Raw genomic sequence first — 19,964 nt, forward strand, 5'->3', positions numbered from 1 at the left:
GTTATGGTCACGCGCGGCCCGGAGACGAACACCGGGACCCTGCCGAAGATGCGGCTCCGGCGGCGCTGTGCAACCCCTTGCGCAACCCGCCGCAGCGATCGGCAAGGTTGCGCCGGTTTCAGCCAAGCGCAAGGCCCGCGCGATATTTGGCCACCGTCCGCCGCGCCACCGGCAGACCCTCGGCCGCCAGCACCCGCGCCAGCGCCGCATCGCTTTGCGCAGGCCCCCGCAGCAGCGCCGCCAGCCGCGCCCGCACCGCCGCGGCCGCAGGCCCGCCGTCGCGCACCGGCCGCGCCGTCAGCGCCCGCAATCGCAGCGTGCCGCGCGGCGTCTCGGCCGTCAGCCCGGAGAGAATACGGTTCACCGTCGCCCGGCTGAGCCCCGTCTGCGCCGCCACCATGGCCGAGGTCAGGGCCGCAGGCACATCCGTTCCACCCGACAGAAAGGCCCCCTGCCCCGCCGCCAGCACCTCCGCCACCGACAGGATGCCCGCGTTGCGCCGCGCCACTGCCGCCAGCATCCGCCGCGCAGCCCGGCGGTCGCCACCCGCAGGCGCAAGCTCGGCCCGGGGGGCCGCCGGATGCAGCTCTGCCTGCCAGCGCCCGTCCCGCAGGGCGATCCGCAGATCGGGCGGCAGCACCGGCACCGGCCCGGCAAAGCGCAGCCCCGGCTTCGGATCATAGCCGCGCAGCCGCCGCACCGCCGCCAGAACCGCCCCCGGGTCCAGCCCGGCCGCCGCGGCGACCCCCGCCGCATCGCCCGCCGCCAGCCGCGGCAGATCCTCCAGAACCGCCGTCATCGCCGCATCCAGCTGCCCCGCCGCCTGTGCCTGCGCCCGCAGGCATCCGGCCAGATCGCGCGCGAAAAGCCCCGGCGGGTCGATGGCGGCCAGCTGCGCCAGCACCGCCTCCACCTCGGCCGGGGGCAGGCCCCATCCCGCGGCCAGCTGCGCCGGCGGTTCCGACAGCCATCCCGTCGGCTCCAGCGCGCCGGCCAGAAGCCGCGCCACCGCCGCCGCCCGGGGCGACAGCCGCAGCAACCCGATCTCGCGCAGCACATGCGCCAGAAGCCCCCCCTCCGGAGCGGCCACACCGTCGGGATCGTGCAAGGACAGCGCGGACCATTGCCCCGCGGGCGGGATCAGCCGCAGCGCGGGATTTTCTGCCGCAGCCACCGCCAGCTGCGCCGCCAAACCGTCATTGGCCAGCGCCAGCAACGCCAGCACCTGCACCGCCGCGGGCCTCACACCCGGGGCCACCCTCGGTTCCGTGCGGATCGCCATTTCTGCCCGCCTCCCTTCGGCCAAGACTTGCCTGACCGCGCCGGGGATGCAAGGTTGCCCGGGGGGAGCAGCCTGCATCGGGCCGCAGGAGGATGAATGACCGCAGCAGCCAGGACAGCCGAGCCTGCCGCGCAGAAATTGCCTGCAAGCGATTTCGGACCCGCGCTGGCGCAGGCCGCCATCCTTGTCGTCGATGACGAACCCGGCATGCGCCATTTCCTGCAGCGGGTGCTGGGCGGGCGCTGCCGCACGCTGGAAGTGGCCTCCAGCACCGCCGAGGCGGGCGGGAAACTGGCCGCCGGGCATTTCGATGTGGTCATCCTCGACAACATCATGCAGGGCAAGCGCGGGGTGGACTGGCTGGCCGAACAGCGCGCCTCGGGCTTCTTTCCGCCCGCGATCCTGATCACCGCCTATGCCGATCTGGAAACCGCCATCCAGGCGCTGCAGGCCGGGGCGTCGGATTTCGTGCTGAAACCCTTCCGGTCGAACCAGATCCTGAACGCCGTCGCCCGCTGTCTGGAACGGGTCCGGCTGGAGCGGGAAAACCATGTCCTGCGCCATGAGCTGAAGGCCCATGCCGACCATATCCTGCTGCGCGACCGGCTGATCGGCGCCTCTGCCGCGATCGAGGCGATCCGCGATACCATCGCCCGGGTGGCGCCGCTGCCCTCCACCGTGCTGCTGACCGGCCCGTCTGGCAGCGGCAAGGAGGTGGCGGCCCGGATGATCCATCAGCTTTCGGACCGGGCCGAACGCCCCTTCGTGCCGGTGAACTGCGCCGCCATCCCGCATGACATGGTCGAGACAGAGTTGTTCGGCCATCTGAAGGGCGCCTTCACCGGCGCCGTGCAGACCCGCGACGGGCTGTTCCTGCATGCCCGCGGCGGCACGCTGTTTCTGGACGAGATCGGCGAACTTCCCCTGCCCGTTCAGGCGAAACTTCTGCGCGTGATCGAGGACCGCCGTGTCCGCCCGCTGGGTTCGGAACGCGAGGTGCCGGTGGATGTGCGCCTTCTCTGCGCCACCAATGCCGATCTGGACCGTGCCGTGGCCGAAGGCCGGTTCCGCGCCGATCTTCTATATCGCATCAATGTCCTGACGCTGGATATGCCGCCCCTGTGTGAACGCGGCAGCGATGTGCAGGATCTGGCCGATCTGTTCATGCAGAAACTCTCGGTCCAGCTGGGGATGCCGCCGGTCCCCATCGACGGGGCCGTGCGCGCCGGACTGCAGGCCTATCGCTGGCCCGGCAATGTGCGCGAGCTGCGCAACCTGATCGAACGCGCGCTGATCCTTGGCCGCTTTCCGCCCGACTTCAGCGCCACATCCGCGCAGCTGCCCCCCGTCACGCTGGCCGAGATCGAGCGGCAGGCCATCCTGACCACGCTGGACGCCACCGGCGGCGACCGCGAGGCCGCGGCGCTGCGGCTTGGCATCTCGCGCAAGACGATCGACCGGCGGCTGTCGGGCGGGCATGGCTGATCCCGCCAGCGGGCCTGCGGTCGCCCGTGCCCCTGCCCGCGCGCGATCTGTCCGGCACCGGCTTCTGGCCATCGCGCTTCTGCCAACCTTGGTGATCCTGCCGCTGTTCCTTGGCATCACCGTCCTGCGCTGGTCGGCCAAGTTCGACCAGCTTCTCATCACCAAGGTTGGCAGCGACCTGACCGTCGCCCGCCAGTATCTCGCCCGCATCCTTGAAGGCACCGGCGAACGGGTCACCGCGCTTGGCGGATCGGTGGAATTTGCCACCACCGCCGATCCTGCCGCACTTCTGGACCGCAAGCGGGCCGAGATGGGGCTGGATTTCCTCTATATCCTCGGTCCCGACGGGCGCGTCACCGCCGCCAGTCCGCCGGGCGCCCGGCCCCCCGGCACCGATGGGCTGACCCGGGCCGCGCTTCAGGGCCGGGGCGGCACCGCTATCGACATCTTTCCCAATGCCGCGCTGGCGGCGCTGTCTCCGGCTCTGGCGGAACGCGCGCGGCTGCCGCTGGTCGAAACCCGCAATGCCACGCCCACCGACCGCACCACCGAAGACCGCGGCATGGTCATCCACACCGCCACCCCGGTCGCCCTGCCCGGCGGCAGCACCGGCGCGCTGGTGGGGGGCATCCTGCTGAACCAGAACCTTGTCTTCATCGACACGATCAATGATCTGGTCTACCGCACCGGCAGCCTGCCCGAAGGCAGCCAGGGCACCGCCACGCTGTTTCTGGACGATGTGCGCATCTCGACCAATGTCCGCCTGTTCGAGGGACGCCGCGCCCTTGGCACCCGCGTCTCGGCCGAGGTGCGGGGCCGGGTGCTGGGCGAAGGCACCACATGGCTGGACCGCGCCTTCGTGGTGAACGACTGGTATATCTCGGCCTATGAACCCGTCACCGACAGCAGCGGCGCGCGGGTGGGCATGCTGTATGTCGGTTTCACCGAAGCCCCCTTCGCCGCCGCCAAACAGCAGACCTTCTGGCTGATCGGGCTGGCCTTCGTCGCGGTCACCGCCGTATCGGTGCCGGTCTTCCTTCGCTGGGCCCGCGGGGTCTTCCGCCCGCTGGAGCGGGTGACCGGCACGCTGGCACAGGTCGAGGGCGGCAATCTGGGCGCCCGCACCGGGGTGACCCGCGGCGCCGATGAAATCGGCCGCGTCGCCGTCCATCTGGACCACCTGCTGGACCAGCTGCAGGAACGCGACCGCGAGCTGCGGGCCTGGAACGAGGATCTGTCCGCCCGGGTCGAGGCCCGCACCGCCGACCTCCGCCGTGCCAATCTGGAGCTGGAGGCCGCGACGAAACAGCTGATCCTGTCGGAAAAGCTGGCCGCCGTGGGCGAGATCACCGCCGGCGTCGCGCATGAGATCAACAATCCCGTCGCCGTCATCCAGGGCAATCTGGACCTGTTGCGGGAGATCATGGGCGACCGCGCAACCGAGGCGGCAACCGAATTCCGCCTGCTGGACGAACAGGTGCACCGCATCAGCCTGATCGTCAGCCGGTTGCTGCAATTCGCCCGGCCCGAGGAATATGCCGGCTGGGCCGAACGCACCGACACCCGCGCCGCCGTGGCCGATTGCCTGCCCCTTGTCCGCCACCTGCTGACCCGCGGCGGGGTAGAGCTGCGGCAGGATCTGCAAAGCGACCGGCCCGTGCTGATGAACCGGACCGAGCTGCAGCAGGTGCTGATCAACCTGATCGTGAACGCCATCCATGCCATGCCCGAGGGCGGGACGATCACCATCGCCTCGGCCGATGATGACCGCGGCGCCACCCCCGGCGTGCGGATCACCGTGGCCGATACCGGCACCGGCATGGATGCCGCCACGCTGGCCCGCATTTTCGAACCGTTCTTCACCACAAGACCCGATGGCGGCACCGGGCTGGGCCTTGCCGTCTGCCGCACCCTGATCGACCGGCAGGGCGGCGAAATCTCGGCCCAAAGCACACCCGGTCACGGCACCCGCTTCACCCTGTGGCTGCCCGAAGCGGCCTGATCCCCCTGCCCCGGTCGGCGCGCATCGCGGACATTCTGTCCGCCCCCTGCGACAATCTGTCCCGCGGACGCGCGGGTCATCCCGTCAATCCATAGGAAAAACCGATCTTCGGCGGCACCCGGCCAGCTGGCACGATCTGCGCATATCCCTTTCCCGAGGGAGGAGCCTGTGCTGCCACATCCCGCGGGCCACGGCACGCGCGGGCGGCCGGGCGCAACCTTCCTTGTGACCGCCCCGTCGAGGGCAAGGGAGGGACCGTATGACGACTGCCACCGAAGGATATGCCGGGGGATCTCCCGGCCTTCTGGACCGCGAAAGGATCATCGCGAAACCCGGCTTCAACCGCTGGCTGGTGCCGCCCGCGGCGCTGGCCATCCACCTCTGCATCGGCATGGCCTATGGCTTTTCGGTGTTCTGGCTGCCGCTGACCGCCGCCATCCCCGGCGAGGTGACCGAGGCCTGCAAGGCCATGGGCCTCGGCTCGGCGCTGTTCAGCACCGAATGCAACTGGCGCATGGCCGATCTGGGCTGGATCTACACGCTGTTCTTCGTGCTTCTGGGCTGCTCCGCCGCCATCTGGGGCGGCTGGCTGGAGCGGGTGGGTCCGCGCAAGGCGGGCTTCGTCTCGGCCTGCTGCTGGTGCGGCGGCATCGCCATCGGGGCGATCGGCGTCTACACCCACCAGCTCTGGATCATGTGGCTGGGGTTGGGTGTCATCGGCGGCATCGGTCTGGGTCTGGGCTATATCTCGCCCGTCTCGACCCTGATCAAATGGTTCCCCGACCGCCGCGGCATGGCCACCGGCATGGCGATCATGGGCTTCGGCGGCGGTGCCATGGTGGGCTCTCCTCTGGCGCAGCAGCTGATGCAGCATTTCGCCACCGACACCAGCCCCGGCGTGTGGCAGACCTTCCTTGTCATGGCCATCCTCTACCTCTGCTTCATGATGGGCGGCGCCTTCGGCTATCGCATCCCGCCCGCCGGCTGGCGCCCCGAAGGCTGGACGCCCCCGCCGCCCAGCAAGAACACCATGATCACCCAGCATCACGTCCACCTGCGCGACGCCCACAAGACAAAGCAGTTCTGGCTGATCTGGATCGTCCTCTGCATGAACGTCTCGGCCGGAATCGGCATCCTTGGCGCCGCCTCGCCGCTCTTGCAGGAAATCTTCGGCGGGCGTCTGCTGGGCCTGCCCGAGCTGAGCTTTTCCGATCTGAATGCCGACCAGAAGCTGGCGATCGCCGGCATCGCCGCGGGCTTCACCTCGCTTCTGTCGCTGTTCAATATCATCGGCCGGTTCTTCTGGGCGTCGATGTCGGACAAGCTGGGCCGCAAGAACACCTATTTCGTGTTCTTCATCCTGGGCATCGTGCTTTACGCCTCGGCGCCCACCTTCGCGCAAATGGGCAGCCAGCTGCTCTTCGTTGCGGCCTTCTGTATCATCCTGTCGATGTATGGTGGCGGCTTTGCCACGATCCCGGCCTATCTGGCCGACATCTTCGGCACCCAGTTCGTCGGCGCGATCCATGGCCGGCTGCTGACGGCATGGGCCACCGCGGGCATCCTTGGCCCGGTCGTCGTGAACTACATCCGCCAGTATCAGGTGGACCGCGGCCTGTCGGGCGCCGATGCCTATACCGTCACCATCTATGTCCTTTGCGGCATGCTGGTGGTGGGCCTCATCGCCAATGCCCTTGTCCGCCCGCTGGACCAGAAATGGTTCATGAGCGCGGAAGAAGTCGCCGCCCTTCAGGCCCGCACCGCCGCGACCGCCGCCACGGTGCAATACGGCTCCTACGGGATCGACAAGGGCCGGTTCGACCTGCCCGCCGCTCTGGCCTGGGCTGTGGTGGCAATCCCGGTCCTCTGGGGCGCGTGGTTCACCCTGGTGAAAACCGCCGCGATGTTCTGAGCCGCCCCCGCCGCGCCCCTGTCAAAAGGGGGCGCGGCGCCATGCCCGGGACAATCCCATGATCGACAAGCTGGAAATGTTCGTCGAACTGGCGCGGGCGCGCCATTTCGGCCGGGCCTCGCTGGCGGTTGGGGTGACACAGCCCACGCTGTCTTCGGCCATCATGCAACTGGAAGACACGCTTGGCGTGCCGCTGGTGCTGCGCGGATCGCGCTTTCAGGGCCTGACCCCGGAAGGCGAAGCCGTGCTGATCCGCGCCCGCGCCATTCTGGCCGAGGTGCGCGCCCTGAAGGACGAGGCACGCTCGTCCCGGCAGAACCTGTCCGGGCGCATCCGTCTGGGGGTGATCCCGACCGCGCTTCCCATGGTGGCAGAGCTGGTGGCGCCGCTGACCGCCCGGCATCCGGGGATCACCGTCACCATCCTCTCGCGCTCCGCGGCCGAAATTGCCGCCGGGATCGACCGTTTCGATCTGGATGCCGGGATCACCTATGCCGAAACCGTCCCGCCGCGCCACACCGCCGTGCCGCTTTATGACGAACGTCTGTGCCTGCTGATGTCGGCCGGGCATCCGCTGGCACAGACGGGCCGTGCGGGCTGGTCCGACATCGCGGATTTCCCGCTCTGCCTTCTGTCCGGAGAGATGCAGAACCGCCGCATCGTGGAAGAGCGGCTGCTGGCCGCCGGGGTCCGCGCGCAGCCACAGGTCGATTCCAATTCCATCCTTGCAATCATCGGCCATGTCCGCACCGGGAAATGGCTGTCGGTGGTGCCGGAACGGCTGGTCCGCACCCTGCTGGACGATACGCTGCGCATGCGCCCCCTGCCCGGCCCCGGCACCCCGGTCATTCTGGTCGCCGCCGCCCGCGAACCCCGCGCCGCCCCGGTTCAGGCCCTTCTGGCCGAGGCGCGGCGCAGCACGCTGGCCCGGGCGGGCTGAACGCTCGATCTTCGGTCAGATCAATCCTCGGTCAGATGGTGCAGGAAGGTATCTCCGCTGTAATCCTTCCGGAACAGCCCCGCTTCGGCCAGACGCGGCACCAGTTCCCCCAACGTCAGCTCCAGCGACCGGACCGATCCGCCCGGCACCGCAATGAAACCGTCAATGGCCCCCGCCTCGAACCAGCGGGTGATCTCCTCCGCCGCATCCTCCACCGTGCCGACGATCTGCCAGTGGATCGAGGCCAGGATCTCCGGCCGCGCCAGCAGCTCGCCCAGTTGCGGCGCCTCCCGCTCGACAATGCGGCGGATCGTGTCGCAATGCGCAGGGCTGCGGGCCGAGACAAAGCCCGCCGGCAGATCGGCCGCCGTCAGCCGCCGGTCATCGGGCCAGCCTTTCAGATCGACGCCAAGCGCCTCGGTCACCCGCGCCAGCCGCTGGTCGCGCGTCACCCGGACGTGATTGGCCTGAAACAGCGCCTGCGCCTCTTCCCGCGTGTCGCCCAGATACAGGCTCAGCCCCGGCAGAAGCCGCAGATCGCGCGGCTGTCGGCGATGCGCCAGCGCCCGCGCGCTCAGCTGTGCCCGCATGCTCCGCGCGCTGTCGATGTCCTGCGTCAGGCCGAAGACCATATCCGCAATCCGGCCCGCGAAATCCACCCCCGCCGCCGACCCGCCCGCCTGCATCAGCGGCAGCCGCGGGCCCGGATATTCCGGCAGGTTCATCGGCCCCTTGACCGCGAAATAGGCGCCGCGGTGGTCGATCGGCAGGATCAGGTCAGTGTCGGCATAACGGCCCGAGGCCCGGTCCACCACCAGCGCCTCTGCCGGAAAGCTGGCCCACAGCGCCCGCACCACATCGGCGAATTCATTCGCCCTTGCATAACGCGCCTCGGCCCCCGGCATGTCCGTCATCGAGAAATTCTCGTGCCCCTGCAGCGCGGTCACCACATTCCACCCTGCCCTCCCCTGCGACAGCCAATGCAGCGACATCAGCTGCCGCGCCACCAGATAGGGCTCGCCAAACGTCGTGGAGATCGTGGTCAGAAGACCGATCTTCCGCGTCCTGTGCATCAGCGCCGTGATCAGCAGCATCGGGTCCAGACTGGAAAATCCGAACGATTGCTCCATAACCGGCAGCGGCAGGAAACTGGCGTCGGGCCGGAAGACAAAATCCAGATGCGCCGCCTCGGCCCGGCAGGCCACATCGGCGGCCAGCTCCAGCCCATAAAGCCCCTCGATCCCGCTGCCTTCGGCCCGCCAGCCCTCGTTGGCCAGCCATGTGGGGGCCAGCGACATGCCGATGCACAGTTTCGGTCGGAGCTTCATCGCCCTGCCTGTCCTTTCCGTAAAGCGGCCGGCCCCGCTACCGGAACAGGCCGTCGTCATGCTTCGCCGCCTCAGAACGTGCCGCGGATGCCGATGCCCACCATCCGGGGCGAGGTCATGCTGCCCTGCGTGAAGACCACATCGCCCCGTGCGGGTTCCAGAAGCACGGGTGTGCGTTCATCAAACAGGTTGTTCACATAACCGTAAAGCTCCAGCCCGTCGCGGATGCGGTAGCTGGCATTCAGATCGGCCAGGGCATAGCCGTCGATGGCATAGATCGGCGTATTGGCCGAGTTGGAATAGTATCCGTCCACATAGCGAACCTGCCCGCCCACCGTCAGGCTGTCGGTGATGGCCCAGTTCGCCCCAAGGCTGAACATCTTGCCGGGCGAGCGCTGGAATTCGTTGCCTTCATATTCCGGATAGGCGGAAATCTCGTCGAACTTCGTCTTCAGCAGACCCGCGCTTCCCCGCAGGGTAAGGGCATCGGACGGCTGATATTCCGCCGAAAGCTCCAGCCCGTAGGAATGCGCCTTTTCCGCATTGAAGGTGCGCACATAGGTCACCCCGCCGATCGGCTGCGAGATGCTGTGCTGCGCATCGGTGTAATCCATGTAGAACAGGTTGCCCGTCAGCCGCAGCCGGTCCTCCAGCAGGGTTGCCCGGGTGAACAGTTCATAATTCCAGACGGTTTCCGCATCGAACGCGCTCCAGGTCTTGGAGCCCGTGAAGTCGAGCGAGCTGCCGCCGGGGTTGTAGCCCTTGCTGACCATGGCGCCGAAGGTCCATTCCTCCGTCGCCGCATAGGCGATGCTGACTTTCGGCAGCACCTCTTCAAAGACCCGGTCGAAATCAAGATCGCTGCTGGCGAACAGGGGCGATACATCGCCCGCACGGCGGATATGGTCGCGGTGATAGCGCAGGCCGCCCGTCAGCGTCCATTGCGCATCCGGGCGCCAGTTCAGTTCGGCATAGACGCCAAGATTGTTCTTGCGGTCTTCAAAGGTCGATATCCCGCCCTGGTTCAGCACCTCGTCCTGATGGGTGTAGGCGACATACAGGCCCGCGACGCCGCTGAACGTGTCCTCTTCGGTGCCGAAGGTCAGCTTCGTCTCGTTCGACCAGTTGTCCTGCGTCACATCGGCATCGCCCGCCGTCGCCAACCCGACCCGCCGGTCGATGTCGGATTTCGAGAACTGAGTCTTCGTATTGAACACCAGCCCGTTGCCCAGATCGTAATCCACGTCCAGAATTCCCGTCTGCGTGGTCTGGTCCCAGCCCGGCATGAACATGGTGATCGAGTTCAGATCCTCATAGGGCGGCCCTGCCCCCTCGGCGCTTGGCCGGATCATGTCGCTGTGGCTGTAGGTGAACTTCACCTCCAGCCCGTCAATGTCCGAAGGTAGCCACAGCAGCTTAACCCGCCCGTTCAGCGACCGGAAATCCTGCCCGATGGAATTCTGCCGGAAACTCGTGCCGATATAGTCGATGAACGTGTCCCGCGCGCTGTAATCCAGTGCGACACGGGCGGCCAGCTGATCGGTGATCGGCCCCGACCACATGACCGAGGCGCGGCGCTGCCCGTAATTGCCGAATTCCAGCCGGTAGGCGCCCTCGCGCTCAAAGGTCGGGTCCTTGGTATTGACCACGATGGCCCCCGCAATCGCATTCGCCCCCTGCGAGGTGGTCTGCGGCCCGCGGAACACCTCGACCGTGGCGACATCCCAGGTCGAGGTCGCGCCGAAATACAGCTCGTTGTAGTTCAGGTAATGGCCGTCAAGGTTGATCGTGCCCCGCGGCACCGCCCCCGCAAAGAACGAGCTTGCGCCGGTATGCGCGCCCTGCATGTCCTGCCCGCGGATGATCGGCGCGCTGACATTGTCGGCGTAAAGCACATTGGCCGTGCCCGCCAGAACCGTGTGGATATCGTCCTTGCCCGGCTTTTCGCGGGCCAGCTCCTCATCCCCGATGACAGATACGGACGAGGCGGTCCGCATCAGATCCCGCGCGATCTTTTCGCCGGTGATGATGATGCGGCCCAGAAAGGTGGTGCCCTCCGCCGTCTGCGCCCCGGCCGGCAAGGCGGCCATGGCGGCAATGATCGAAATCAGGCTGGCGGTCCGCGCCAGCCGTCCCCGCTGAATCTCACGCATGATGTGTTCCCGCTGTGATGTGTCACGGCTGGCCGGGAACACCCTGCTGGCTGCATATCGTCCGCATTGCATGACGCATTCCGCATGTCAATCACGCCCGGGTGAAGGGACTTTACCTTTCCGCGGCCGGGACACTACTGTCACACCCGGACCCGAGGCCAAGGAGACCCAGGCGATGATGGAGTTCGAGATGATCCTCGACGACGATCCGCAGGCCGCGGGGCAGAAGCGCGCGACCACGATCCAGTCGATCTCCATCGCGATGCGTTTCCTGACCATCCTTGCCGCGGCCGAACGCCCCCTGCCCCTGTCCGAACTGGCCCGGCTGTCACGTGCCGGCCGGTCCACCGCGCACCGCTACATGCAAAGCCTGGTCAAGGAGGGTCTGGCCGTGCAGGATCCGGTCAGCAGCCATTATGACCTTGGCCCCGCCGCCCTTGGCATCGGCATTGCCGCCCTGCGCCGGGTCGATGCGGTGGAACTGGCCGGGGCACAAATGAAGCAGCTGGCCGCCAATCAGGCGATGAGCGGCGGCGTCGCCATCTGGACAGACCGCGGGCCCACCCTCGTGCGCTGGTATCGCAGCGCGCTGTTCGGCATCTCTCCGGTCAGTCTGGGCGATGTGCTGCCGATCGACAACACTGCCTGCGGGTTGGTGTTTCAGTCCCACCTGCCCAAGGCCCAGGTCGAGGCCGCTCGCCGCATCCAGCCGCCGCATTTCCGCGGCACTCCGCCCGGCCGCGCCGTCACCGACCGTATCCGCAGCGAGGCCTGGGCCGAGATGACCAGCCATCTGCTGCCCGATGTGACCGGACAGGCCGCCCCCGTTCTGGACGCGCAGGGCGAACTGGTCTGCGTGGTGACAACCGTCACCGATCTGGGTCGACTGCACCGGCCCGAAGATCGCCTCGCCCTGCAAGAGGTGTCCCGCGTGATCAACCGCGCCACCGGCGGCATCTCAGCCTTCGGCTAGGCCGGATCGGCCTCCGGCCGGCCCCGCGGTACAACCATCGGTCGCCCCGTCACCGGATCGGGCATCACCAGCGCCTCCAGCCCGAAGACCCGCGCCATCAGCGCCTCGGTCACGATCTGATCGGGCGCGCCCTCGGCCAGGATCGCCCCGTCGCGCATCGCCACCAGATGGGTCGCATAGCGGAAGGCCAGGTTCAGCTCATGCAGGACCGCCACCACCGTGCGCCCCTGCCGGTTCAGCCGCGACAGAAGCTCCAGCAGATCCACCTGATGCACGATGTCCAGCCAGGTCGTCGGCTCGTCCAGCAACAGGATCGGCGTCTCCTGCGCCAGCGCCATCGCGATCCAGACCCGTTGTCGCTGCCCGCCTGACAGATCCGCCACCCGCCGCCCGGCCAGTGCCGCGGTGCCGGTGGCCTCCAGCGCAGCCTCCACCGCCGCGGCATCCTCCGGGGACCATTGCCGCAGAAAGCTCTGATGCGGAAAGCGCCCCCGCGCCACCAGATCGGCCACGGTGATGCCATCCGGCGCCGCAGGCGATTGCGGCAAAAGACCCAGCCGCCGCGCCACCTCCCGGGTGGGAAGCTCGGAAATCGCGCGGCCGTCCAGCACGACCTGCCCTGCCGCAGGAGGCAACAGCCGCGCCAGCGCCCGCAGCAGCGTGGACTTGCCGCAGGCATTCGGCCCGACGATGGCGGTGAACGATCCGTCGGGAATCGTCAGCGACAGCCCCTGCAGGATCGTCTGCGCGTCATATCGCAGGGTGATCCCTCTGGCCTGCAGGCGGTCCGGCATGGGCGGCTCTCCTTTGACAGCAGGCCCTGTGTATTGCATTGCGGAATGCGCTCTGCAATATGGCCACAGCCAGCGCCCGATCCGGGGCCGCAGCCATCTTCCCCCAGATCTGCCAGATGCGGGCCTCCGCGGGGGCCCGGGAAAGGATGCCATGGCCCGGCCCCAAAGCGAAAGCGTCGAAGACAGGAACGACCTTCTGTCGCAGGACGACCATATGCGAGAGATGGAGCGGCTGACCCTGACGGTCACCGCCATCGCCCGGCCCGCGCCTTCGGTCGCGCGCGTCACCGGCCGGATCGTGACCCACCAGCCCGAGGCCTGGGCCCAGCCCAATGTCGCCGTCCGGATCGAGGTGGAATGCCCTCCCGGCGAACGCCCCATCTCGCGCGTCTATACCATCCGCAGCTTCGATGCCCTGACCGGTCTGGCCGAGATCGACTTTGTGCTGCATGAAGATGACAGCCCCGCCATGCGCTGGCTTTCTGCGGCCCGGCCCGGCACGCAGGTCTTCATGACCGGCCCGCGCCAGCATTTCGTACCAGCCCACCTGCCCGACCGCCGTGCCGCGGTGCTGGCCGATGAGACCGCCCTCCCCGCCGTTCATGCCATCCTGACGGCATGGCCTTCGGGCGCACCCGGCACGGTCTGGGTGGAAACCGGCGATGCCGCCGCCTTTGCCGAATTGCCAAAGGTCAACGGCGTGGACCTCCACCTGCTGTCGCGCCGCCCCGATCAACCGCCGGGCAGCACCGGCCGCCTGTTCGCCACCGCCCGCGCCGCTCTTTCGAATCCTGCGGGCTGGACCCTCTGGGCCGCAGGCGAACGGCAGGAGATGCGCGACATCCGCAGCCATTTCCGCGCCGCAGGCATGGCGCGCGACGATCTGCGCGTCTTTGGCTACTGGAAGCGCGGCGCCAGCAGCAGCGACCTCGACCGGATCCGGCTGAGCGAATACGAGGCCCTGCGTGCCGCGGGTGGCCGGCTGGAACAGTTCCGCGACGAAGACCTGCCGATCTGAGGAAGACCGCCGATGTTTCTCCGTCTCTCCCTCCCCCTGCTCCTTATCGCCCCCCTGACCGCCGCGGCCGAGGACTGGCCCCGTACCATAGCGCAGCCCGGGGGCGACCTCGTGCTGCAGGCGCCGCCACAGCGCATCGTCTCCACCTCCCCCAGCCTGACCGGCATCCTCCTTGCCATCGACGCGCCGGTCATCGCGACCGCCGCCGCCGTGACCGGACCGTTGACAGATGACAACGGCTTCTTCCGGCAATGGGCGGAAATTGCCCATGCGCGCGGGGTCGAGGTGCTTTATCCCAACCTCGCCTTCGATATCGAAGCGCTGGTAATCGCGGAACCAGACCTCGTCATCGTCTCGGCCACCGGGGGTGACAGCGCCCTGCCCTTCGTGGCGGAACTGCAGGCGCAGGACATGCCGGTGATGGTGCTGGACTATTCCACCGACAGTTGGGAGGAGCTGGCCGCCCGGCTGGGCCATGCCACCGGGCATGAGGAAGACGTGGCCCGCGTGACGCAAGATTTCGCGGAACGGGCCGCCCGCGCGAAAGCAACCTTCACCCGCCCCGACGGCACAGTCAGCATCGTCTCCTACAATTTCGCCGGGACCTATGCCGTCAGCCGGCCCTCCAGCGCGCAGGCGAAGGTTCTGGCCGATCTGGGCTTCACCGTCACGGGCCTTCCGCCCGCGCTGGAGGGCCAGATCGTCCGCCCCGGAGATTTTGACTTCATCTCGCATGAGGTTCTGCCGGCTGCCATTGCCGGAGACAGCGTTTTCCTCCTGAACGGCACCCCAGAGACTGTGGCGGCCTTCCGCGCTGATCCGGTGCTGGCCAACCTGCCCGCCGTGCGCGAAGGCAGAGTCTATCCGCTGGGCCCCACCTCGTTCCGGGTGGACTACTATTCGGGGCTGGAGATCATCCGCACCCTCGCCCCCTATTTCACCAAATGACCGGCGCGCGGCTTGGCTGGGCTGTGGGGCTGCCCGCCCTTGCCGCCCTGATGCTGGCCAGCCTGATGATCGGCGCGCGCACCGTGCCGCCCGCTCAGGTCTGGGCCGCACTGACCGCCTTTGACCCCACAAACGACCTGCATCTTGTGCTGCGCGAATTGCGCCTGCCCCGCAGCCTTCTGGCACTGCTGGCCGGGGCCGCCTTCGGCATTGCGGGTGGCGTGATGCAAGCTGTCACCCGGAACCCGCTGGCCGAGCCGGGGCTTCTGGGGGTGAACGCCGGGGCCGCGGTGGCGGTGGTTCTGGGCGCCGCTGTTCTGGGCCTGACAACAATGGCGCAATATGTCTGGTTCGGCTTTCTGGGCGCCGGTCTGGCCGGGGCCGCGGTCTTCCTGCTGGGCCGCGCGCATCAGAGTGGCACAGACCCGGTCCGACTGGTGCTGGCCGGTGTCGGTCTGTCTGTGGTTCTGGGCGCGCTGGCCAGCCTGATGATCTTGAACGGCGGGCTGGAGGTGCTGGACATTTTCCGCAACTGGGGGGCAGGGGCTCTGGACGGGCGCGGGCTGGTGGTTCTGCTGCCGCTGTCCCTCGCGCTTCTGGCCGGGGGCGGGCTGGCGCTGGCGCTTTCCCCGGCGCTGAATGCGCTGGCTCTGGGGGCCGAGATAGGGCAGGGGCTTGGTCTTCGGCCCGGGCGGATCTGGGCCATGGCCTGTCTTGCCGTCATGGTGCTGGCCGGAGCAGCAACCGCGGCGGCGGGTCCCATCGGCTTTGCCGGGCTAGTGGCGCCGCACCTGGCCCGCGCGCTGACCGGGCCGGACAACCGCCGCCTCCTGCCGCTGTCGGGGTTGTTCGCCGCGATCCTGCTGCTTTCGGCGGACATCATCGGCCGCGTCGTCGCTGTCCCGCAGGAGGTGCCAGCCGGCATCGTCACCGCATTGCTGGGCGGGCCGTTCTTCGTCCATGTGGTGCGGCGGCACCGGATGGTGCAGCTGTGATCCCCGCAGGCCAGCGTCTCACCCGGATCGGGAAGGTCTCGATCCTCTGGCGGCCACGTTCGGTGGCCGTGGGTCTGATCCTGCTAGCGCTTTGCCTTGTGGTCGCCATGGCGCTGCTGGCCACCGGCACCGCGAGCCTTACCCCCGGGCAGGTGCTGGGTGGGCTGACGGGGCAGGGCGATGATCTGACACTGACCCGGGTGATCCGCCGCATCCGCCTGCCACGGATGCTGACCGCGGCGCTGGTGGGCGCGGCGCTTGGCATGTCGGGCGCGGTCTTCCAATCGCTGTCGCGCAATGCGCTTGGCTCGCCCGATGTGATCGGCTTCACCACCGGGGCGGCAACGGGTGCCATCGTGCAGATCATCCTGTTCGATGCCGGGGCAGCGGGGATTGCCGCCGCCGCCGTTGCCGCAGGGCTGCTGACCGCGGTTCTGGTCCTGATGCTCGCGCGCCGCGGTGGCGGCTATCGGCTGATCCTTGTGGGCATCGGCACCGGTGCAGTGTTGACAGCTGTCAACACGTTGCTGATGACCATGGGCGATCTGGAACGCGCCATGTCCGCGCATATCTGGCTGGCCGGATCACTGTCCGCGCGGAACTGGACCCATGTGACGCTGGCCGCCTCCGGGCTGCTGGTGTTTGCCCCGGTCATTCTGGCCCATGCCCGACGGCTGTCGCTGCTGGAAATGGGGACGGATACCGCACAGCAACTTGGGGTGGCCAGCGGGCGGGCGCAGCTGATGCTGGTCCTCGCCGGGGTCGGGCTGGCCTCGGTCGCCACCGCAGCAACCGGACCGATTGCCTTTGTCGCACTCGCCGCGCCACAGCTGGCCCGTCGCCTGACCCGGTCCCCCGCCGTGCCGGTGGTGACGGGGGCAGGGATGGGGGCGCTTCTTCTGATGCTGGCCGATCTTGTCAGCCAGCGCGCGCCCCTGGGGATGTCGCTGCCCATCGGGGTGATGACCGCGCTTCTGGGTGGGGCTTATCTCCTGCTGCTTCTGGCAGGCCGCCGCTAGTCGCGGCCTTCCCCCCGACCCCGCAGCTTGTTAGGTTCGACCGATGCTGAACCCGACCCTCGCGCAAGAATTCTCATGGCCGTTGCAAAGCGACGGCTATGGCCTTGCTGCCCTTGGCACCAGAGCTGCGCCTGCCTTATGCCCGGCCCTATGGACATGACCGAGCAACCCTTCGACACCGATCTGGCCGAACTTGCCCCTGCGGATCGTTGGCGGATCTGGATGGCCCGTGCCGAAGCCGTGCTGTTTGCCAGCGCGGAACCCGTGGATCGCACCATACTTGTCCGCGTCCTTGGCCCGTCATGCCCGATTGACCTTGTGATCGAAGATATCGCAGCTGCCCTGTCGGACCGCCCCTATGAGATTGCCCGCGTCGCAGGCGGATGGCAGATGCGCAGCCGTGCCGCCTTTGCCCAGACGATCCGCACCGCCCGGGGCGAAACCGGACCGGACCGCAGCCTGAACCCGCGTGAGGCGCTTGTGCTGGCCTCCATCGCCTATCTGCAACCCGTGACCCGCGCCGCCATCGGACGGCTGACCGGACGCGAAGTCGGGCGCGATCTGATCGGGCGTCTGCACCGCAGCGGCCTGATCGCGCGTGGCCCCCGCAGTCCCGAGCCGGGCGCGCCCTACACCTATGTCACCACGCCGGCCTTCCTGGCGCTTTTCGGACTGAACGCGCTGCGCGATCTGCCCGATCTGGAGGCGCTTCAGGACGCAGGTCTTCTGGCGCCCGAGCCGCCGGGGCTGGATGCGCTGCCGCTTGCCCCCGAAGACCCGGAAGAGTGAGAAGGGCAGGGGGGCCCCACGGTTGACAGCTGTCAACGGTCAAGCCGGGGTCCCATTCTCAACCCGCAGCAGCGCCATGACCATCGGACCGGGTGAAAATGCGCCTTCCTCGGCCTTGCGGGCCAGCGCCCGCAGATAGCCGCCGGGTTTCTGGATCCGGTCAAAACTTTGCAGGATACAGGCCACCGCAATCGCTGCCACAGCGGGTGTCATCCTGTGCTGCGCTTCCTCCCAGGCATCGGCGCTGATCCCGATCATACCGCGGACGAAAGCCGCCGCAGCGATCAGATCCCGCCAGTCATGGATGCCATGCGGGGCGTAACCTCTGATTTCGGGACAGGCACGCAGGACCAGATAGAGCGGTAGCTTCGGATCGGCTTCACCCTCCGGTTCCGGGACCACGGGTTCCGCCCTTGCGTTTTCTTTGCAAGGTTCAGAATCGATATAAGTTTTGGTTGAATATTGTATATGCCGCTCAAATTCGCCGTCATTGCCGTCCAATCTTTCTGTTTTATGCGGTTGCAGAGCCTTATTGACCCGTTCGGCAAGACCGGACACCTGGGCATCCAGCACCTGGAGTGCGGTCATGTCCAGCTTGCGGCGCAGCTGGCGTTTGGTCAGCACGACAGCATCGGCCAAAGCATCCCAGTTGCCCGGAAGCTCCTCCACCGCATAGGCCACCAGCTTTTCGCAATCGCGCAGGCGAAGGACGATGCTTTCACGCAGACGGCGCAGGCGTTCGGCCGAGAGCCGCGCCAGCCGTGCCGCCTCTGCGATTTCCTCTGCCCGCCGGGCGAGGGGGGCCAGGTCGAAGCCAAAGGCCCGGTCCAGCCCCTCTCCCCAGCCCTGCACGGCGTAACGCTTGCCATTGGGGCTGTCGTGGCGCAGCAGCATGCCCGCACCGACCAGCGCCGCCAGATGACGGCGCAGCGTGCTTTCGGCCATGCCATGGGCGCGCTGCGACAGGGCCGCATTCGACGGGAAGACGATCACCGGGCTGTCGCCGGCAATCTCGGCCTCGCGGTGGAAGGAAACCAGTGCGGCCAGAACAGTCAGATCGCGGTCGGTCAGGCCAAAGGCAAGCCGCGCCTGACCCAGATCGCGCAGAACCGTCCATTTGTCGGCAGGCGCGCAATCGCTCTCAGTTCCGGCCCGCGCCTGCGCGGCCAGAAGCCCGGCCGTAACCGGCCGCCGCCCGAAGGGCGTCGTGGAAATGTGCTGCATTAGGGTTTCACGGGAACACAAAATCCAGTCCCGCCGAATCGACGAGTTGACAGGAGTCAACGAAAGCCGTTAAGTTCGAGGTGCTAGATCGACCAACGGCCCTTCGGAATGTTCATCGTTCCGGGGGGCTTTCTTTTTGTGGTGCCTTTGTGCCTCCTTGTTGGTTGGGTTTCGGGGTGTTCACTCTTCGGTTTCGATCAGGAACTGCAGGTGCAGAGCCGAAATATTCCGGATCAACCAGTCGTCAAAGCCTTTCGCCACCCCGCGCTGCAACGTCAGGACGGTGGTGTCGCCCTTGCGCAGCGCATGGCCAAGACCCGCAATCGCCAAGACCTCTTCCTCGGGGGCAGGGGGCTTGGGGCGGGGCTGGGCCAGTTTGCGGAAGACCGACTCGAATCTTTCGTCCGAGGTTTCGCCGCGGGCCAGGGCCGGCAAAGTGTCGGGATCGCGGTCGCGCAGACGCTCCACCAGAGCAAGCCAGCGGTCGCGCCCGATCGAAGGCGCGGCCCCGATCGCCTGCAAAAGCGGCAGCGGCACGCCATCGGCCACGGTCAGCATCCGGCTGATCACGGTCTTGTCCACGGCCAGCGCATCGCAGATCACCGCACGGTCAAAACCCATGTCACGCATCTGGCGGGCGAAATTCGCCTTTTCGACAAAGGACAGATCCTTGCGCAGCGCGTTTTCCTGCCCCTGCGCGATCATCAGGTCGCGGTCGGTCAGGTCGCGCAGCATGGCCTTGACCGGCAGACCCGCCAGCCGCAAAGCCGCCACCCGCCGGCGGCCGTAGACCACCTCATACCGGCCCTCGGTCACCGGGGAATGCCGCAGGAGGACGGGCACCTGCTGGCCGTAGACACGCATCGATTCCGCCAGCGCAGAGACACCTTCGGCATCGTCGTCCAGCCGGTCCTGCAGCCCCGCACTGTCGATCAGATCGGCCGGGATCTCCAGCACCGAGCGGCTTCTGAGATCGGCAATCGACTGGCCCACGGCGCCGATGGCCCCCTTGGTCATCCGCGGCGGCGGGGCAGGGGGGCGGGCCACATCAGGCTCTGTGCTGGCGGAAAGCAGTCCTTTCAGCAAATCCTTGCGTGCCATG

The 19,964-nt window shown here is 67.7% G+C and carries 16 protein-coding genes; 10 read left to right on the forward strand and 6 right to left on the reverse strand.

Going from position 1 to position 19,964, the window contains the following annotated elements; genetic code table 11:
* Nucleotides 1–118: 118 nt before the first annotated feature.
* Nucleotides 119–1,282 (reverse strand): RNA polymerase sigma-54 factor, encoded by a 1,164-nt coding sequence (locus ACO2Q5_RS14950; RefSeq protein WP_423292432.1) that lies wholly within the window; start codon nt 1,280–1,282, stop codon nt 119–121.
* Nucleotides 1,283–1,378: 96 nt separating this feature from the next.
* Here ACO2Q5_RS14950 and ACO2Q5_RS14955 point away from each other — a divergent pair, with 96 nt between their 5' ends.
* The 4 genes from ACO2Q5_RS14955 (at nt 1,379) to ACO2Q5_RS14970 (ending at nt 7,621) form a co-directional block, all read left to right on the forward strand.
* Nucleotides 1,379–2,767, forward strand: a complete 1,389-nt coding sequence (locus ACO2Q5_RS14955; protein WP_423292434.1) for a sigma-54-dependent transcriptional regulator — start codon at nt 1,379–1,381, stop codon at nt 2,765–2,767.
* On the forward strand, nt 2,760–4,769 hold the full coding sequence (locus tag ACO2Q5_RS14960) for a sensor histidine kinase (RefSeq protein WP_423292436.1): 2,010 nt from the start codon (nt 2,760–2,762) through the stop codon (nt 4,767–4,769). The genes ACO2Q5_RS14955 and ACO2Q5_RS14960 overlap by 8 nt, the downstream gene beginning before the upstream one ends.
* A 259-nt stretch (nt 4,770–5,028) precedes the next feature.
* Nucleotides 5,029–6,681: an OFA family MFS transporter gene (locus ACO2Q5_RS14965; RefSeq protein ID WP_423292438.1), complete on the forward strand. Its 1,653-nt coding sequence runs from the start codon at nt 5,029–5,031 to the stop codon at nt 6,679–6,681.
* A 58-nt stretch (nt 6,682–6,739) separates the two neighbouring features.
* Nucleotides 6,740–7,621, forward strand: coding sequence for a LysR family transcriptional regulator (locus ACO2Q5_RS14970; protein ID WP_423292440.1), 882 nt, complete (start codon nt 6,740–6,742; stop codon nt 7,619–7,621).
* Between the two features lie 20 nt (nt 7,622–7,641).
* On the opposite strand, the gene ACO2Q5_RS14975 is transcribed toward ACO2Q5_RS14970, so the two are convergent.
* Together ACO2Q5_RS14975 and ACO2Q5_RS14980 are read right to left on the reverse strand one after the other, a co-directional pair.
* The gene (locus ACO2Q5_RS14975) at nt 7,642–8,949 is read right to left on the reverse strand and encodes an NtaA/DmoA family FMN-dependent monooxygenase (protein WP_423292442.1); all 1,308 of its coding nucleotides are present in this window, start codon (nt 8,947–8,949) and stop codon (nt 7,642–7,644) included.
* A gap of 71 nt (nt 8,950–9,020) precedes the next feature.
* A complete protein-coding gene (locus ACO2Q5_RS14980) occupies nt 9,021–11,102 on the reverse strand; it encodes a TonB-dependent receptor (RefSeq protein WP_423292444.1) in 2,082 nt (693 codons plus the stop codon).
* 175 nt (nt 11,103–11,277) lie between these two features.
* On the opposite strand from ACO2Q5_RS14980, the gene ACO2Q5_RS14985 reads away from it, so the two are divergent.
* A complete protein-coding gene (locus ACO2Q5_RS14985) occupies nt 11,278–12,075 on the forward strand; it encodes an IclR family transcriptional regulator (protein ID WP_423292446.1) in 798 nt (265 codons plus the stop codon).
* On the opposite strand, the gene ACO2Q5_RS14990 is transcribed toward ACO2Q5_RS14985, so the two are convergent.
* Nucleotides 12,072–12,869 (reverse strand): ABC transporter ATP-binding protein, encoded by a 798-nt coding sequence (locus tag ACO2Q5_RS14990; protein WP_423292448.1) that lies wholly within the window; start codon nt 12,867–12,869, stop codon nt 12,072–12,074. The genes ACO2Q5_RS14985 and ACO2Q5_RS14990 overlap by 4 nt on opposite strands.
* Before the next feature lie 151 nt (nt 12,870–13,020).
* Between ACO2Q5_RS14990 and ACO2Q5_RS14995 the strand changes: the two genes are divergently transcribed.
* The 5 genes from ACO2Q5_RS14995 (at nt 13,021) to scpB (ending at nt 17,638) form a co-directional block, all read left to right on the forward strand.
* Complete coding sequence (locus tag ACO2Q5_RS14995; RefSeq protein ID WP_423292450.1) at nt 13,021–13,887, forward strand: siderophore-interacting protein; 867 nt, start codon at nt 13,021–13,023, stop codon at nt 13,885–13,887.
* A 12-nt stretch (nt 13,888–13,899) separates the two neighbouring features.
* Nucleotides 13,900–14,835 (forward strand): Fe2+-enterobactin ABC transporter substrate-binding protein, encoded by a 936-nt coding sequence (gene fepB, locus ACO2Q5_RS15000; protein ID WP_423292452.1) that lies wholly within the window; start codon nt 13,900–13,902, stop codon nt 14,833–14,835.
* Nucleotides 14,832–15,830, forward strand: a complete 999-nt coding sequence (locus ACO2Q5_RS15005; RefSeq protein ID WP_423292454.1) for a FecCD family ABC transporter permease — start codon at nt 14,832–14,834, stop codon at nt 15,828–15,830. Before fepB ends, ACO2Q5_RS15005 begins: the two co-directional genes overlap by 4 nt.
* Nucleotides 15,827–16,849 (forward strand): FecCD family ABC transporter permease, encoded by a 1,023-nt coding sequence (locus ACO2Q5_RS15010; protein ID WP_423292456.1) that lies wholly within the window; start codon nt 15,827–15,829, stop codon nt 16,847–16,849. The genes ACO2Q5_RS15005 and ACO2Q5_RS15010 overlap by 4 nt, the downstream gene beginning before the upstream one ends.
* A 156-nt stretch (nt 16,850–17,005) precedes the next feature.
* A complete protein-coding gene (gene scpB, locus ACO2Q5_RS15015) occupies nt 17,006–17,638 on the forward strand; it encodes an SMC-Scp complex subunit ScpB (RefSeq protein ID WP_423292458.1) in 633 nt (210 codons plus the stop codon).
* 39 nt (nt 17,639–17,677) lie between these two features.
* On the opposite strand, the gene repC is transcribed toward scpB, so the two are convergent.
* Both repC and repB read right to left on the reverse strand, forming a co-directional pair.
* Nucleotides 17,678–18,862, reverse strand: a complete 1,185-nt coding sequence (gene repC, locus ACO2Q5_RS15020) for a plasmid replication protein RepC (protein ID WP_423292460.1) — start codon at nt 18,860–18,862, stop codon at nt 17,678–17,680.
* Between the two features lie 180 nt (nt 18,863–19,042).
* Nucleotides 19,043–19,963, reverse strand: coding sequence for a plasmid partitioning protein RepB (gene repB, locus ACO2Q5_RS15025; protein ID WP_423292462.1), 921 nt, complete (start codon nt 19,961–19,963; stop codon nt 19,043–19,045).
* Between the last annotated feature and the right edge of the window lies 1 nt (nt 19,964).

The sequence above is a fragment of the Neotabrizicola sp. VNH66 genome, assembly GCF_049445895.1.
In the GTDB taxonomy this organism is placed as follows: domain Bacteria; phylum Pseudomonadota; class Alphaproteobacteria; order Rhodobacterales; family Rhodobacteraceae; genus Pseudogemmobacter.